At 66.0% G+C, this 13861-nt stretch carries 16 protein-coding genes; 12 read left to right on the top strand and 4 right to left on the bottom strand.

The genetic code is table 11. From position 1 onward, the window contains the following. Positions 1-86 precede the first annotated feature (86 nt). Positions 87-1100, bottom strand: coding sequence for a 2-hydroxyacid dehydrogenase (locus AC4NN3_RS11650; RefSeq protein ID WP_491927257.1), 1014 nt, complete (start codon positions 1098-1100; stop codon positions 87-89). A 104-nt stretch (positions 1101-1204) separates the two neighbouring features. On the opposite strand from AC4NN3_RS11650, the gene AC4NN3_RS11655 reads away from it, so the two are divergent. Beyond that, the gene (locus AC4NN3_RS11655; protein WP_491927258.1) at positions 1205-1789 is read left to right on the top strand and encodes an SH3 domain-containing protein; all 585 of its coding nucleotides are present in this window, start codon (positions 1205-1207) and stop codon (positions 1787-1789) included. Here AC4NN3_RS11655 and AC4NN3_RS11660 read toward each other — a convergent pair. Beyond that, entirely contained in the window at positions 1786-2571 is a 786-nt protein-coding gene (locus tag AC4NN3_RS11660) for a siderophore ferric iron reductase (protein WP_491927259.1), read from the bottom strand. The two genes, AC4NN3_RS11655 and AC4NN3_RS11660, sit on opposite strands and share 4 nt — an antisense overlap. Before the next feature lie 68 nt (positions 2572-2639). Then, a complete protein-coding gene (locus AC4NN3_RS11665; protein WP_491927260.1) occupies positions 2640-3401 on the bottom strand; it encodes a copper homeostasis protein CutC in 762 nt (253 codons plus the stop codon). 122 nt (positions 3402-3523) lie between these two features. Between AC4NN3_RS11665 and AC4NN3_RS11670 the strand changes: the two genes are divergently transcribed. The 9 genes from AC4NN3_RS11670 to AC4NN3_RS11710 all read left to right on the top strand — a co-directional run bounded on the left by AC4NN3_RS11670 (position 3524) and on the right by AC4NN3_RS11710 (position 11045). Further along, the gene (locus tag AC4NN3_RS11670) at positions 3524-3898 is read left to right on the top strand and encodes a GntR family transcriptional regulator (protein ID WP_491927261.1); all 375 of its coding nucleotides are present in this window, start codon (positions 3524-3526) and stop codon (positions 3896-3898) included. Beyond that, positions 3891-4805, top strand: coding sequence for an ABC transporter ATP-binding protein (locus AC4NN3_RS11675; protein WP_491927262.1), 915 nt, complete (start codon positions 3891-3893; stop codon positions 4803-4805). The genes AC4NN3_RS11670 and AC4NN3_RS11675 overlap by 8 nt, the downstream gene beginning before the upstream one ends. After that, complete coding sequence (locus AC4NN3_RS11680; RefSeq protein ID WP_491927263.1) at positions 4802-5719, top strand: hypothetical protein; 918 nt, start codon at positions 4802-4804, stop codon at positions 5717-5719. Before AC4NN3_RS11675 ends, AC4NN3_RS11680 begins: the two co-directional genes overlap by 4 nt. A gap of 142 nt (positions 5720-5861) precedes the next feature. After that, a complete protein-coding gene (locus tag AC4NN3_RS11685; RefSeq protein WP_491927264.1) occupies positions 5862-6275 on the top strand; it encodes a host attachment family protein in 414 nt (137 codons plus the stop codon). Between the two features lie 135 nt (positions 6276-6410). Next, complete coding sequence (locus AC4NN3_RS11690; protein WP_491927265.1) at positions 6411-7313, top strand: metal ABC transporter substrate-binding protein; 903 nt, start codon at positions 6411-6413, stop codon at positions 7311-7313. Next, on the top strand, positions 7310-8191 hold the full coding sequence (locus tag AC4NN3_RS11695) for a manganese/iron ABC transporter ATP-binding protein (RefSeq protein WP_491927266.1): 882 nt from the start codon (positions 7310-7312) through the stop codon (positions 8189-8191). The genes AC4NN3_RS11690 and AC4NN3_RS11695 overlap by 4 nt, the downstream gene beginning before the upstream one ends. Continuing rightward, positions 8188-9054, top strand: a complete 867-nt coding sequence (locus tag AC4NN3_RS11700) for a metal ABC transporter permease (protein ID WP_491927267.1) — start codon at positions 8188-8190, stop codon at positions 9052-9054. The genes AC4NN3_RS11695 and AC4NN3_RS11700 overlap by 4 nt, the downstream gene beginning before the upstream one ends. Continuing rightward, complete coding sequence (locus tag AC4NN3_RS11705; RefSeq protein ID WP_491927268.1) at positions 9051-9893, top strand: metal ABC transporter permease; 843 nt, start codon at positions 9051-9053, stop codon at positions 9891-9893. The genes AC4NN3_RS11700 and AC4NN3_RS11705 overlap by 4 nt, the downstream gene beginning before the upstream one ends. Positions 9894-9992: 99 nt before the next feature. Further along, positions 9993-11045, top strand: a complete 1053-nt coding sequence (locus AC4NN3_RS11710; RefSeq protein ID WP_491927269.1) for a DUF2793 domain-containing protein — start codon at positions 9993-9995, stop codon at positions 11043-11045. On the opposite strand, the gene AC4NN3_RS11715 is transcribed toward AC4NN3_RS11710, so the two are convergent. Then, complete coding sequence (locus AC4NN3_RS11715) at positions 11035-11631, bottom strand: TetR/AcrR family transcriptional regulator (protein ID WP_491927270.1); 597 nt, start codon at positions 11629-11631, stop codon at positions 11035-11037. The genes AC4NN3_RS11710 and AC4NN3_RS11715 overlap by 11 nt on opposite strands. A gap of 206 nt (positions 11632-11837) precedes the next feature. Here AC4NN3_RS11715 and AC4NN3_RS11720 point away from each other — a divergent pair, with 206 nt between their 5' ends. Both AC4NN3_RS11720 and AC4NN3_RS11725 read left to right on the top strand, forming a co-directional pair. Then, a complete protein-coding gene (locus AC4NN3_RS11720) occupies positions 11838-12965 on the top strand; it encodes a Gfo/Idh/MocA family protein (protein ID WP_491927271.1) in 1128 nt (375 codons plus the stop codon). Positions 12966-13041: 76 nt separating this feature from the next. Further along, on the top strand, positions 13042-13860 hold the full coding sequence (locus AC4NN3_RS11725) for a glycosyltransferase (RefSeq protein ID WP_491927272.1): 819 nt from the start codon (positions 13042-13044) through the stop codon (positions 13858-13860). Position 13861: the final 1 nt, after the last annotated feature.

Below are 13861 nucleotides of genomic sequence, written 5' to 3' on the forward strand. Positions count from 1 at the left end.
GGGCGGGAATTATGCCCTCGGCGGGCCCGCGTCAATCCGCCAGCGCATCTGCCCCCCATGCGCGACCGGCGCGTCGCGCCCGGCGGTCAGCTCAGCGAGCCGCGCCCGCCCTCGGGCAGCACCCGGTGCGGCGGCTGGTGCCCATCCATGAAGGCACGGATATTGACGATCACCGTCTCGCCCATCTCCACCCGCGCTTCGAGCGTTGCCGAGGCCATATGGGCGGTCAGCACCACCTTGTTGGCCTCGGCCAGCGCCAGCAGCCGCGGATTGATGCCATGCTTGTTCTCGAACACGTCGAGCGCCGCGCCGCTGAGATGGCCGGCCTCGATTTGCGCCACCAGCGCGGCCTCGTCGAGCAGTTCGGGCCGGCTGACATTGACCACGAAACTGTCCGGTTTCATCGCCGCCAGCCTCTCGGCCGAGAGCAGGTGAAAGGTCTCGCGCGTATGCGGCGTGTGCAGCGAGACGATGTCGACCGCCGCCAGCATGGCATCGAGGTCAGGCCAGTAGGTGGCCTCGAGCGGGGTTTCGATCGCCGGGGGGCGGCGGTTGCGCGAATAGTAGTGGATGTGCAGGCCAAAGGCCCGGGCGCGCTGCGCCACCGCCGTGCCGATGCGGCCCATGCCGACAATGCCCAGCGCCTTGCCGCGCAGCCGGTGCCCCAGCATCGAGGTTGGCGACCAGCCGGCCCAGACCCCGTCGCGCACCAGCATCTGCGTGCCTTCAACCAGCCGCCGCGGCAGCGCCAGCATCAGCACCATGGCCATGTCGGCCGTGTCCTCGGTCAGCACCGAAGGCGTATTGGTCACCGTCAGCCCGGCGGCCCAGGCCGCCTCGACGTCGATATTGTCCACGCCATTGCCGAACTGGGCGATCAGCCGCACGCTCTTGGGCAGGCGCGCGATCAGCCCGGCATCGACAGTGTCGGTGATCGAGCAGACCAGCACCTCCTTGCCCTCGAGCCCGGCAATGATATCGTCCTGCGTCAGGGTGACGTCGGCCTCGTTGACGTCGGTCTCGAACAGCGTCGCCATCCGTGCCTCGATGGTCTCTGGCAGGCGCCGGGTCACGAGGATTTTGGGTTTGTGGCTGGCCATGAGGTTCCGGGGTGTGGGCCGCGGGCTGTGGAAAACCACCCCCTTCAGTGCCCATTAAGGATCATCGGCTAGTGATAAGGCAATTCGAATTCATCTGCAAAGCCATGTTTGACCAGCCCCTTCATGGCGGCTTTGGCCGTCACACCAGCCCCATTCCCCTGCTGCGCGTCCTTGTCGGGCTGCTGCTGACGCTGCTGCTTTGCGTGCCGCCGGTGTTGGCCCAGGCCGGCAATCCCAGCGGCCTGCCGTTGCCACGCTTTGCCTCGACCCGCTCGGACCCCATCAATGTCCGCGTCGGCCCCGGCACCAAATACGAGGTCGCCTGGACCTACCTGCAATCGGTCATCCCGGTCGAGATCGTCCAGGAATTCGACACCTGGCGCAAGATTCGCGACATGGACGGCGCCGAAGGCTGGGTACACCAGAACCTGCTGCAGGGCACCCGCGCCGGCTATGCCACGCCGCTGCTGGCCAATGGCGAGGTCGCCATTCGCGCCAGCCAATCGGACACCGCCAGCCTGCGCGCCCGGCTCGGCGCCGGCTTCAAGGTCATCATCCGGCAATGCGACGGGGCCTGGTGCGATGTCAGCGCCACCAGCTCGGCCGGCAATGGCCGCGCCGCCAGCTATGCCGGTTATGTCCGCCAGGAAGAGCTCTGGGGCGTCTATCCCGACGAGGTCTTCGACTAATCCAGTTCCGCCAGCGCATTGGCGCTCTGCCGCGCCACGCGCAATCCGTCTTCCTGCCGTGGGCAGCTGGCACAGAGCCGGTCGGGATCGAGCAGGTAGTCCAGGCAACAGCCCTTTCGCTGCACGATCAGCGCCTGCAGTCCGTCCGGCGCCGTAATGGTGACCAGCCTGCCCTGGCCGGTCAGCCCCATGCCGGCCAGCCACTGGCTGCAATAGTCCTCGATCAGCGCCAGCGGCAGGTCGCGCCGTTTCTGGCTGAGCCAGACCATCAGGCTGAGCATCCGGTCGGCCAGCAGGCGCCTTGCGTTCAGGGGACGCAATTTGACCAGGCCATTGACCTCTTCGAGCAGCTGCCCGCTCAGGAGGTTGAGCTGGGCGCTGGCCTGGGCGATGCGCGCCGGCTCGCTGCCCCCGCTCTGCACGCCCGGCACCAGCCGGTAGCCATCGACGAAAACGCCGCGCCGCTGCTGGCTGAGTCGGGTGAGGTCGGGCAGGGCGCCATGGATATGGGTGGCGATGACCGCCAGATAGGCCGGCTGCCAGATCAGGTTGGTCCAGAGCCGCACCGCCCAGAGTGGCGGGCCGGCGTCCCGATAGGTCGCCGCCAGTGCCTGATGCAGCTGCGCCATGAAGGCGGCATTGTCGCCGCCGGCCACGTACCAGCCGGGCCGGGCCGGGCCAGGCTCACCCTTCATGAAGCCGGTCACCTGCGCCGCGGTCGCGATCAGCCGCGTCGTGGCGGCATCGGCTTCATCCTGGGCAAAGAGAAACGAGCGGGTCATGGCACCGCTTCTAGCGCCAGCCGGCCAAAGAAAAAAGGGCCGCTCTGCCGCAGGGGCGACCGCAAGCCTCAGGCGGCGGCGCGGGCCTCGGCAATGGTGGCGCGAACGGCCGCCTCGTCGGTGACCGTCACCTCATATTCCCGCTCGATGGCGGTGCCGCCCATGCCCACATGCGGATTGCGGAATGTCATGGCGCTCTTGAGCGTCTTGAGGGCGGCAAAATGCATCTCGTCGACGCCGGTGTCGCGCCGGACCTGGGCGATATTGCCGGCATTGAGCTCGCCGCATCCCATGATGACGATGCGGCCTTTGGCAAGCGCCACGCTGTCCTTGAGAATGGCGCTGCCCTCCACGGCCGTGTCGCGCTGGCCGCTGGTCAGGACCCGGTCGACGCCGCAGCGCACCAGCGCCTCGATGGCCTCGCGATAGTCTGCCGTCATGTCAAAGGCGCGGTGGCAGGTGACGGCCATCGGCCGGGCAGCCTCGACCAGCGCCGTGGTCCGCGCCTCGTCGATCCGGCCGTCTGCCGTGAGGCACCCGATCACCACGCCGGCAACACTGCCCATTTCGCGCAGCGCCTTGATGTCTTCCACCATGCTGTTGAACTCGACATCCGAGTACAAAAAGTCGCCGCCGCGCGGCCGGATGATCACGTGGAACGGAATGGTCGCCACCCGCAGCGCCTCGCGGATCACCCCCAGGCTGGGCGTCAGCCCGCCCTCGATCAGGCTGGCGCACAGTTCCACCCGGTCCGCCCCGGCATTCTGCGCCGCGATCAGGCCATCGGTGCCTTCGACGCAGATTTCGATTCTGAACGGGTGGCTGCTCATGAGTGGTCTCCAATTGGTATTGTATTGGATAGTATCGGCGCGGCCGCGCGGCAAGGCGAAAAATCCCGTTGACACTCTGTTTGGGTGTGGTAGGTGTGTAGCACACTAGTTAGGCAAGACACATGGATGACTTTCACACCAGCCAGCCGATCTTCGTGCAGATCCGCCAGCGACTGGCCGAGATGATCCTGGCCGGCAATGTGGCGGAGGGCGAGGCACTGCCCTCGGTCCGCCAGATCGCCGGCGAGCTCTCGGTCAATCCGCTGACGGTCACCAAGGCCTTCGATGCCCTGGTCGATCTCGGTGTGGTGGAAAAACGCAGGGGACTGGGGATGTTCGTCAAACCGGGCGCACGCGCGCAACTGCTGGCCCATGAGCGCGAAAAATTCCTCAAGCAGGATTGGCCGCGCATCGCCGCCCAGATCAGGGCGCTCGGCCTCGATCTCGACAGCCTACTCAACCACCTCAACACCGACCAGGGGCAGACCCATGAATGAGCTTTCCCTCGATACCGCCGCACCGGCCGGCGCGCCCATCGTCTCGGCGCGCTGGCTGCGCAAGAGCTTTGGCCGCAAGGAAGTACTGCATGGGCTCGATTTCGACATTCCCGCCGGCCGCATCTATGGCCTGATCGGCCATAATGGCGCCGGCAAGACCACCGCGCTTAACGCCATGCTCGGCCTCACCAATTGCGAGGGCACCATCCGGGTGCTGGGCGAGGACCCCTTTGCCCAGCGCGCCAAGCTGATGGAAAACGTCGCCTTCATCTCCGACGTCGCCAGTCTGCCGCGCTTCCTGCGCGTGCGCGAGCTGTTTGCTTTGCTCACCAATATCCATCCCAACTTCAGCCAGGACAAGGCGCGCAGCTTCCTCGAAGGCACCGATATCCGCCCCGAAATGAAGGTCAAGCACCTCAGCAAGGGCATGATGGCCCAGCTGCATCTGGCGGTGGTCATGGCCATCGATGCCAAGCTGCTGGTACTCGACGAGCCTACGCTGGGCCTGGACATCACCTATCGCAAGCGCTTCTATCGCCGCCTGCTGGAAGACTACATGACCGAGGAGCGCACCCTGCTCATCACCACCCATCAGGTGGACGAGATCGAGTTCATGCTCTCCGACATCATGTTCATCCGCGATGGCAATCTGGTGCTGCACATGCAGATGGAAACCGTCAACGACAAGTTCACCCAGCTGGTGGTCACCGATTCCGCCCGCCTGGCGCCGGCCCGCGCTTTGGGTCCCGTCTTTGAGGAAACCCGCTTCGGCCAGACGGTGCTGATCTTTGACGGCGTCGACCGCAACCTGCTCGAGCCCTTCGGCGCGCTCTCGACGCCTACGCTCAGCGATCTCTTCGTCGCCCTGATGCAGCGGCCCGCCGCCAATCCGGAGACCGCGCGATGAAGGCCTTCACCGCGCTCATGCATCGCGAACTGCTCGAGCATCGTGGCGCTTTCCTGACCGGCCCGCTGCTGCTGCTGGGCATCATCTTTGCTCTCGTCATCCTGGCCTTCACCGTCGGCCGGGTCGACGTGCACCTGTCCGGCGCCATGCTCACCGTCGTGCCGCTGGTCGTCTACGAGCTGGGCTTTCTCGGCCTGGGTTTCGGCTGGTCGCTCTATCTGGCGGCGACACTGTTCTTCTACGCTGCCGATGGCTTTGCTGCCGACAAGCGCAACAATGCCATGCTGTTCTGGAAGTCCATGCCGGTCAGCGATTTCAAGGTCCTGCTCAGCAAGCTGGCGGCTTCCGTCACCCTGCTGCCGCTCACCGTCTTTGGCGTCGTCCTGCTCAGCGGCGTGCTGCTGTTTACCGTCGCCTTCGTCACCATGCTGATCAACGGCACGGCGGGCTTTGCCGCTTTGGGCGACATTATCGTCATCTATGGCCAGGTCGCTCTGGCGCTGTTCACGGTACTGCTGGCCGGCCTGCTCTGGTATCTGCCCTTCATCGCTTTGGTGGGCGCCATTGCCACCGTGGTCGGTCGCTGGGCCATTCCCATCGCCCTGCTGCTGCCCACCATCATCTCGGCGCTCGAATGGGTGACCCTGGGCGGGCTGCACCCCTTTGCCACCCGCACCTGGGCCTTCATGCAATACCGCTCCGCCGCGCCGGCCACCGACTATGCCGACAGCTGGATCGCCAGCCTGGGTGACCGCTTCGAGCCCAATATGGGTGCTGCGCGCTTTGATGGCTTCGCCTTTGCCGGCGACCTGCTGACTGGCCTAGACTGGACCCAGGTCGGTATCGGCCTGGTCTTTGCCCTGGCCGTGATCTACCTCGCCAGCGAATATCGCCGCCGCGTCAACGACAACTAGCGCCGCCTGCCTCAACCCTGACGCCACCTGCCCGCCGGGCGGGTGGCGGACCCTCGGCCCGCCGCCCCGCGGGAACGTTCACTGCCCGCAGCCGTTGGGCTAGGAGCCCGCATTTCCGGGCCAGCAACCAACGGAGCATGTCATGACCGAGTCAAAGCCCATCCCCCAGCAGACCCTTGTCGTGGTGGCCGACGGGCATCGGGCCCTGCTGTTCCGTACTCATGGCGTCAAGGACGCCATGACGCTGACCGAGGAACGCCAGCTGACGCCGCAGAACCTGGCGTCTGAAGGTCCTTCCGGTTCGCGTCCGGAAGACCAGACCCCGCGCCAGACCGACGAGGCCACCTTTGCCAAGCAACTGGCGGCCGAATTGTTTGCTCTCAAGCAGGCCAACAAGTTCGACCACATGGTGCTGGCCGCCGATCCCCAGACCCTGGGTCAGCTGCGCAGCGCCCTGCACAAGACCGTCGAGACCAGTATTGCGCTGACGCTCGACAAGGAACTTACCAATCACAGCGCCGGCGATATCGCCGCCATCATCCGCAACGCTGCCTGATCTACGCCCGCGCAACCCGAGCAGCATAGCCTGCCGGCCGGGTTGCTGCGTGGTGGCGACTCTGCCACCAAATTGCTACTTGCGAATGATTTGCAATTGCACTAGATACGGAGCATCGCCGGTTCGGAGTGCCAGATGCATCGTCGCCTGTTTTCTGCCCTGCTCATGTCCTCCGCCATGCTTGTGGCTCTGCCCGCCTGGGCCCAGGACGCGACGCCCAAGCGCCTCAAGGTGGTCACCACCTTCACCATCATCGCCGACATGGCGGCCAATGTGGCGGGCACCGCCGCCGATGTGGTCTCGATCACCAAGCCCGGTTCGGAAATCCACAATTACCAGCCGACGCCGGGCGACCTGATCGCCGCCCAGGATGCCGACCTCATCCTGTGGAACGGGCTCAATCTCGAGCAGTGGTTCGAGCAGTTCCTCGCCAATCTGGGCGACGTGCCCTCTGTCGTCGTCACCGACGGCATCACGCCCATGGGCATTGGCGAGGGGCCCTATGCCGGCAAGCCCAATCCGCATGCCTGGATGTCGCCCAGCGACGCCCTGGTCTATGTCGACAATATCCGCGCTGCCTTCGGCGCGGCCGATCCGGCCAATGCCGGCCTCTATGATGCCAATGCGGCCGCCTATGCCGCCGCCATCACCGCCACCGTCGAGCCGATCCGCGCCGCCATTGCCGCCATCCCCGAGGAGCGCCGCTGGCTCGCCACCTCCGAAGGCGCCTTCTCCTACCTGGCGCGCGATTTCGGCCTCAGGGAGCTCTATCTCTGGCCGATCAATGCCGATCAGCAGGGCACGCCGCAGCAGGTGCGCCAGGTCATCGACGCCATGCGCGAACACGCCATTCCGGCGATCTTTTCGGAATCCACCATTTCCCCCAAGCCGGCCGAGCAGGTCGCTCGCGAAACCGGCGCGGCCTATGGCGGCGTGCTCTATGTGGACTCCCTGTCCGAAGCCGGTGGTCCGGTCCCCACTTACCTCGACCTGCTGTCGGTCACCACCTCCACCATCGTCAAAGGCCTTGCCCCATGAATGACCTTGCCGCCAGCGGCCTCGTCGTCAGCGACATCACCGTGGCCTATCGCAACGGCACCACGGCCATCAGGCAGGCCAGCTTTGCCATTCCGCGGGGTTCCATAACCGCGTTGGTCGGGGTCAACGGCTCGGGCAAGTCCACCCTGTTCAAGGCCATTATGGGCTTCGTGCCGCTGGCCAGCGGCTCGGTCGAGATCCTCGGCGTGCCGGGCAAGCAGGCGCTCAAGCGCAACCTGGTAGCCTATGTGCCGCAGTCCGAGGACGTCGACTGGAATTTCCCCGTGCTGGTCGAGGATGTGGTGATGATGGGGCGCTATGGCCATATGGGGCCGCTGCGTCGCCCCAAGGCCATCGACCACGCCATGGTCACCCAGGCGCTCGAGCGGGTGAACCTGGTCGAGTTCCGCCACCGCCAGATCGGCGAGCTCTCGGGCGGCCAGAAGAAGCGCGTTTTCCTGGCACGGGCCTTGGCCCAGCAGAGCGAGGTCATCCTGCTCGACGAGCCCTTTACCGGCGTCGACGTGCAGACCGAGGACGCCATCGTCGCCCTGCTGCGCGGCCTGCGCGACGAGGGCAAGGTCATGCTGGTCTCGACCCACAATCTCGGTTCGGTGCCCGAATTCTGCGATCGCACCGTGCTGGTCAAGGGCACCGTGCTCGCCGCCGGCCCGACCGGCGAGATCTTCACTCGCGAATGGCTGGAAAAGACCTTTGGCGGCGCGCTGCGCCACTTCGTTCTGGCCGGGTCGGGCCTGCATGACGATGACGATCCGCGCCACATCTCGGTGCTCACCGACGACGAGCGACCCCTGGTCATGTATGGCGAGAAGGGCAAGATGACCACCCGCCAGTCTGATCCGGTGGACGGCAAATGATCGAGACCCTGCTGCTGCCCTTCAACTATGGTTACATGGTCAACGCCATCTGGGTCTCGGCCCTGGTCGGCGGCGTCTGCGCCTTCCTCTCGGCCTATCTCATGCTCAAGGGCTGGTCGCTGATCGGCGATGCCCTCAGCCATTCCATCGTCCCCGGCGTGGCCGGCGCCTATATGCTGGGCCTGCCCTTTTCGCTGGGCGCCTTCTTCTCCGGTGGCCTGGCCGCCGCGGCCATGCTGTTTCTCACCCAGCGCACCAAGCTCAAGGAAGATGCGGTGATCGGGCTGATCTTCACCGCCTTTTTCGGTCTCGGCCTGTTCATGATTTCGCTGTCGCCCACCTCGGTCAATATCCAGACCATTGTCATGGGCAATATCCTGGCCGTTACGCCCGAGGACACCATCCAGCTCGTCATCATCGCCCTGGTGACGCTGGCCGTCATGCTGGTGATCTGGAAGGACCTGATGGTCACCTTCTTCGATGAAAGCCATGCCCGCACCATCGGGCTCAATCCGCCCTTGCTGCGGGCGATTTTCTTCACCCTGCTCGCCGCCTGCACCGTGGCGGCCATGCAGACCGTGGGCGCCTTTCTCGTCATCGCCATGGTGGTGACCCCCGGCGCCACCGCCTATCTGCTCACCGACCGCTTCCCGCGCCTGATCCTGATCGCCATTGCGGTGGGCGCGCTGTCCTCGCTGATCGGCGCCTATCTCTCCTTCTTCCTCGATGGCGCCACCGGCGGCATCATCGTCGTGCTGCAGACCGCGGTTTTCCTCGCCGCCTTCTTCTTTGCCCCCAAACACGGCATGCTGGCCGCGCGCCGCCGCCGCGACGCCAATATTGCCGGCGAGCTCACGCCATGACCGAGTTCCTGATCTACGCCCTCTGGCCGTTCCAGTTTCCCTTCATGACCAATGCCATGGCCATTGCCGTCATGGTAGCCGTGCCGACGGCCCTGCTCAGCTGCTTTCTGGTGCTCAAGGGCTGGTCGCTGATGGGCGACGCCATTTCCCATGCCGTGCTGCCCGGCGTGGTGCTGGCCTATATGGTCGGCCTGCCGCTCGGCATTGGCGCCTTTGCCGCCGGCATGGCCTGCGCCCTCTCGGTCGGCTTCCTCAAGGAAAACAGCCGCATCAAGGAGGATACCGTGATGGGCGTGGTCTTCTCCGGCCTGTTTGGCCTGGGCATCGTGCTTTACACCTCCATCCAGACCGATGTGCATCTCGACCACATCCTGTTCGGCGATATCCTGGGCATCAGCCCGGCCGACTTGCTGCAGACCGGCGTCATCGCCCTGGCGGTTACCCTCATCGTCCTCGCCAAATGGCGCGACCTGCTGCTATTCATCTTCGATCCGCAACAGGCCGGCGCCATCGGCCTGCCGGTCCGCGTGCTGCATTATGGCCTGCTGGCTCTGCTGTCGCTGACCATCGTCGCCGCCCTCACCGCCGTCGGCATCGTGCTGGTGATTGCCCTTCTGGTGGCGCCCGGCGCCATCGCCTTTCTCATCTCCAAGCGCTTCGCGCCCATGATGCTGATCGCCGTCACCATCTCGGTGGTGAGTTCGCTCCTCGGCATCTATCTCAGCTTCTTCATCGACAGCGCCCCGGCCCCCACCATCGTGTTGCTGATGAGCGCCACCTTCATCGTGACCTTCATCGTCACGACGACGCGGCGCCCCGTGGTCCTCGCCGCCGCCTGACCTCCCCTCTCCCCACGGGGGAGAGGGGACCGGTCCGATGCGGTTCACTTATCCCCGCCGCAACCGCTGGCCCTAGACTCTCCCCCAAAGGAGACCGCCATGGACCACACCCCCCGCCTTACGCTGCCCTTCATCATGCCAGGCCAGGCGCAAAAGCACATCACCCACAACGAGGCGCTGCAGGCGCTCGATGCGCTGGTGCAGCCCGCCGTCGGCAGTCGCACCCTGACCGCCCCGCCGCTCACCCCAATCGAAGGGCAGACCTATCTGGTGCCCGCCGGCGCTACGGGTGCCTGGGCCGGTCATGCCGATGAAATCGCCAGCTTCCAGTCCGGCGCCTGGCTGTTCCTCGATCCGGCGCCAGGCTGGCAGCTCTATTGCAGGGCCGACCAGACCGCTTTGGTGTTTGATGCCGGGGCCTGGAACCCCCTGGCCTCGGTCGGCAGCGGCCTGCCGCGCCTGGGCGTCAACACCAGCGCCGACACCACCAACCGCCTCGCCGTGGCCGCCCCGGCCAGCCTCTTCACCCATGCCGGCGCCGGCCATCAGCTCAAGCTCAACAAGGCGGCGGCCGGCGACACGGCGAGCCTGCTGTTCCAGACCAACTGGTCAGGTCGGGCCGAGATGGGCCTGGCCGGCAGCGACAACTGGTCTCTCAAGGTCAGCCCGGATGGCAGCAGCTGGATCAATGCGCTGACCGTAAACGCCACCACCGGGGCGACCACGGTGGCGGCAACCCTGCGTCCCGCCACCGACAATGCCATGACCCTGGGCGGTTCGGGTGCGCGCTGGTCCGCCATCTGGGCCGCCACCGGCACCATCCAGACCTCCGACGCCCGCCAGAAGACCGACATCGCCCCCACCGATCTCGGGCTCGATTTCATCCTGGCGCTGCAGCCGGTCAGGTTTCGCTGGATCGATGGCGGCAGTGCAACGGGTGAAGCACGCCTCGGCCGCCGCACCCATTATGGCCTGCTCGCCCAGCAGGTGCAGGCCGTGCTCGGCGACCGTGACTTTGCCGGCCATGTCCTCGTCGACCCCACCGACGCCGACAGCGAACAGGGCCTGCGCTATGACCAGTTCATTGCCCCGCTGATCGCCGCGGTGCAGACCCTGGCCGCGCGCCTGGCTGCGCTCGAAGCTAGGTCTTGAGCCCGCGGATCAGCGCCTTGATGGTCTTGCGATAGTCCGCCAGGTCCGCGGGCGCCGCCAGGGCGGCCCGGTCGAACAGGGCATTGAGCAGATGCGCCAGCGGCAGCACCGGCAGGTCGCGGATGGCCTTGGCCTCCATGGCGGCAGCAACGCCCTCGATCAGCGTGCGCAGGCCATGCCGCGCGTCGATGGCGTCGACCGCCGCCCGTCCCAGCACGGCCGGCGCATCGACCAGCAGAATGCGCCGCCGCCCCTCGTCTTGCATGGCGTCGAGAAAGGCATCTCCACCGGCGATCAGGGCCTTGACCGGGCCGGGCTCGTCCTCGCCCGCGGTGGCACCATTGATGGCCATCGCCAGCAGCGCATGTTCCTCTTCTACCACGACCTGGAACAGCGCCGTCTTGTCGGCAAAGTGGTGATAGAGCGCGCCGCGCGTTACTCCCGCCGCCGCCACGATCTCCGGCGTGCCGGTCGCGGCAAAGCCCTGCTGGGCAAATAGCCGCCGCGCTACCGCGATCAACTTCCGCTGCGTCCCCTCACGCCGTTCGCGCTGACTTTGGCGCACCTGCATACATTCACCCTGCATGTTGCATTTTTATACAGGCAGAATGTATCTTAATGGCTGAAATGGCAAGCAGATCGCCTGCAGCAATGGGCTTGCCGGCAGCTGCATGTTCCCGCCACGCTTCGCTCCGAAGCGAGCATCTGATAGCCAAATAAACCTCTCCCTGCTCTGGCGCGGCGCGGCGCTCCCCGCTAGCTTGCCACTAACATGTCAGGGAGGACTATGCAGTGACCACCAAGCGCCTCGGTATCGGCTTTATCGGTACCGGCAATATTTCGTCGGCCTATTTGCGGGCCATGACAGGCCACGAGACCATGGCCGGCTTTCCGGTGCTCGACATCAGGGGCCTGGCCGATATGCGGCCAGAGGCGTCGCAGGCGCGCGCCGCCGAGTTCGGCCTCAAGTCGATGTCGATTGAGGCCATGCTGGCCGATCCAGAGATCCAGCTGATCGTCAACCTCACCATTCCGCGCGCCCATGTTGAGGTCGGCCTGCGCTGCCTGGTCGCCGGCAAGCACGTCTATTCGGAAAAGCCGCTGGGTATCAATTTCGCCGAAGGCCGCACGCTGCTCGACGCCGCCAACAAGGCCGGCCTGCGCATCGGCTCGGCGCCCGACACCTTCCTGGGCGGCTCGCACCAGCAGGCGCGTGCCGTGGTCGATAGCGGCGCCCTGGGCCAACTCGTGGGCGGCACTGCCTTCATGCAGGCCCCCGGCCACGAGGCCTGGCATCCCGATCCGGCCTTCTACTATGATATCGGCGGTGGCCCCGTGCTCGATATGGGCCCCTATTACATCACCGACCTGGTCAACCTGCTGGGGCCTGTGGCCCGCGTCTCGGCCATGGCCTCGCGCCTGCGCCTGCAGCGCCCCGTCCTGTCCGAGCCCAAGAAGGGCCAGATCATGGATGTGAAGGTCGATACCCATGTCACCGGCGCGCTCGGCTTTGCCAATGGCGCCATTGTCCAGGTCGCCATGAGCTTTGACGTGGCCGGCCACAAGCATGTGCCGCTCGAACTCTATGGCACCGAGGCCAGCCTGATCGTCCCCGATCCCAATTTCTTCGGCGGCGATGTCGAGCTCAAGAAGCGCGGCCGCGACGAGCCCTGGACGCCCGTGCCGGTCACCGCGCCCTATGCCGACGGCAATTACCGCTCGCTCGGCGTCGCCGACATGGCCCTGGGCATTCTCGACAACCGGCCGCACCGCGCCAATGGCGATCTGGCTTTGCACGTGCTCGAGGTCATGGAAGCCTTCGAGACCGCCTCGCGCGAGGGCCGCACCATTGACATCAAGACCCCCGTCGAGCGGCCGGCGCCGCTGGCGACATCGTTGAAAGACGGCGTGCTGGCCTGATCGAATTGGGCCGGGGTGACAGAGTGGACCGCGCTGGGCTAAGTACAGCGCAGGCCCATCGTCACCCCGGACTGCCATGCCCACCACGTTGACCGCTCAACTGCCCACCATTGTCAGCTTCTGGCACGGCCCGATGAGCTGGCTGGAGGCGCTGTCCATCGCGTCATTCCGCCGCAATGGACACGCGGTGGAGGTCTATTCCTTCGATCCCATCGGCAACCTGCCCGCCGGCGCCCGCCAGCGCGACGCTGCCGAGGTGCTGCCGCGCGACAAGCTGGTCTTCTACAAGGGCAAGGGCACGCCCGGCGTCTTCTCAGATTACTTCCGCATGGCGGTGCTGGCCCAGGGCAGGGGGGTCTATGCCGATCTTGACGTCTATTGTGTCCGCCCCATCGAGGGCCCGCCCGACTATCTGATGGCCTATGAGCGGCCCGGCTCGATCAACGGCGCCGTGCTGCATATCCCCGCCGACGCGCCGCTGCTGGCCGACCTGCTCTCGATCTTCACCGATACCAAACGGCCATTGCTCGAGCCGCACCTGCCGCTGTTCCGCCGCCTCGAGGTCGCCGCGCGTCGCCTGACGGGTGAAAAAATCGCCCCCGAGGACATGCAATACGGCGCCACCGGCCCCATGGCGCTGACCCATTACATGCGCCAGCGCGGCCTCGAGCATCTGGTGCGGCCCAGTTCGGCGCTCTATCCCATCCCCTATGAGGGCATTCCCGCGCTGATGCAGCCCGGCTCCAGCGTGGATGGCGCCATTGGTCCCGATACCCTTGCGGTCCATCTCTGGCGCAGCCAGTTGACGCGCCGCGGCCGGGCCGACATGCCGCTGCCCGAGCAGGGCAGCGCCCTCTGGACCCTGTGCCAGCGCGAGGGCATTGCGCTCGGCTGAG

The organism is Devosia sp. MDV22-iso42 (assembly GCF_058629155.1).

Coding starts and splice junctions, on each gene's coding strand:
- AC4NN3_RS11650 (WP_491927257.1), bottom strand. CDS start 1,100: ATGGCCAGCCACAAACCCAAAATCCTCGTGACCCGGCGCCTGCCAGAG.
- AC4NN3_RS11655 (WP_491927258.1), top strand. CDS start 1,205: ATGTTTGACCAGCCCCTTCATGGCGGCTTTGGCCGTCACACCAGCCCC.
- AC4NN3_RS11660 (WP_491927259.1), bottom strand. CDS start 2,571: ATGACCCGCTCGTTTCTCTTTGCCCAGGATGAAGCCGATGCCGCCACG.
- AC4NN3_RS11665 (WP_491927260.1), bottom strand. CDS start 3,401: ATGAGCAGCCACCCGTTCAGAATCGAAATCTGCGTCGAAGGCACCGAT.
- AC4NN3_RS11670 (WP_491927261.1), top strand. CDS start 3,524: ATGGATGACTTTCACACCAGCCAGCCGATCTTCGTGCAGATCCGCCAG.
- AC4NN3_RS11675 (WP_491927262.1), top strand. CDS start 3,891: ATGAATGAGCTTTCCCTCGATACCGCCGCACCGGCCGGCGCGCCCATC.
- AC4NN3_RS11680 (WP_491927263.1), top strand. CDS start 4,802: ATGAAGGCCTTCACCGCGCTCATGCATCGCGAACTGCTCGAGCATCGT.
- AC4NN3_RS11685 (WP_491927264.1), top strand. CDS start 5,862: ATGACCGAGTCAAAGCCCATCCCCCAGCAGACCCTTGTCGTGGTGGCC.
- AC4NN3_RS11690 (WP_491927265.1), top strand. CDS start 6,411: ATGCATCGTCGCCTGTTTTCTGCCCTGCTCATGTCCTCCGCCATGCTT.
- AC4NN3_RS11695 (WP_491927266.1), top strand. CDS start 7,310: ATGAATGACCTTGCCGCCAGCGGCCTCGTCGTCAGCGACATCACCGTG.
- AC4NN3_RS11700 (WP_491927267.1), top strand. CDS start 8,188: ATGATCGAGACCCTGCTGCTGCCCTTCAACTATGGTTACATGGTCAAC.
- AC4NN3_RS11705 (WP_491927268.1), top strand. CDS start 9,051: ATGACCGAGTTCCTGATCTACGCCCTCTGGCCGTTCCAGTTTCCCTTC.
- AC4NN3_RS11710 (WP_491927269.1), top strand. CDS start 9,993: ATGGACCACACCCCCCGCCTTACGCTGCCCTTCATCATGCCAGGCCAG.
- AC4NN3_RS11715 (WP_491927270.1), bottom strand. CDS start 11,631: ATGCAGGGTGAATGTATGCAGGTGCGCCAAAGTCAGCGCGAACGGCGT.
- AC4NN3_RS11725 (WP_491927272.1), top strand. CDS start 13,042: ATGCCCACCACGTTGACCGCTCAACTGCCCACCATTGTCAGCTTCTGG.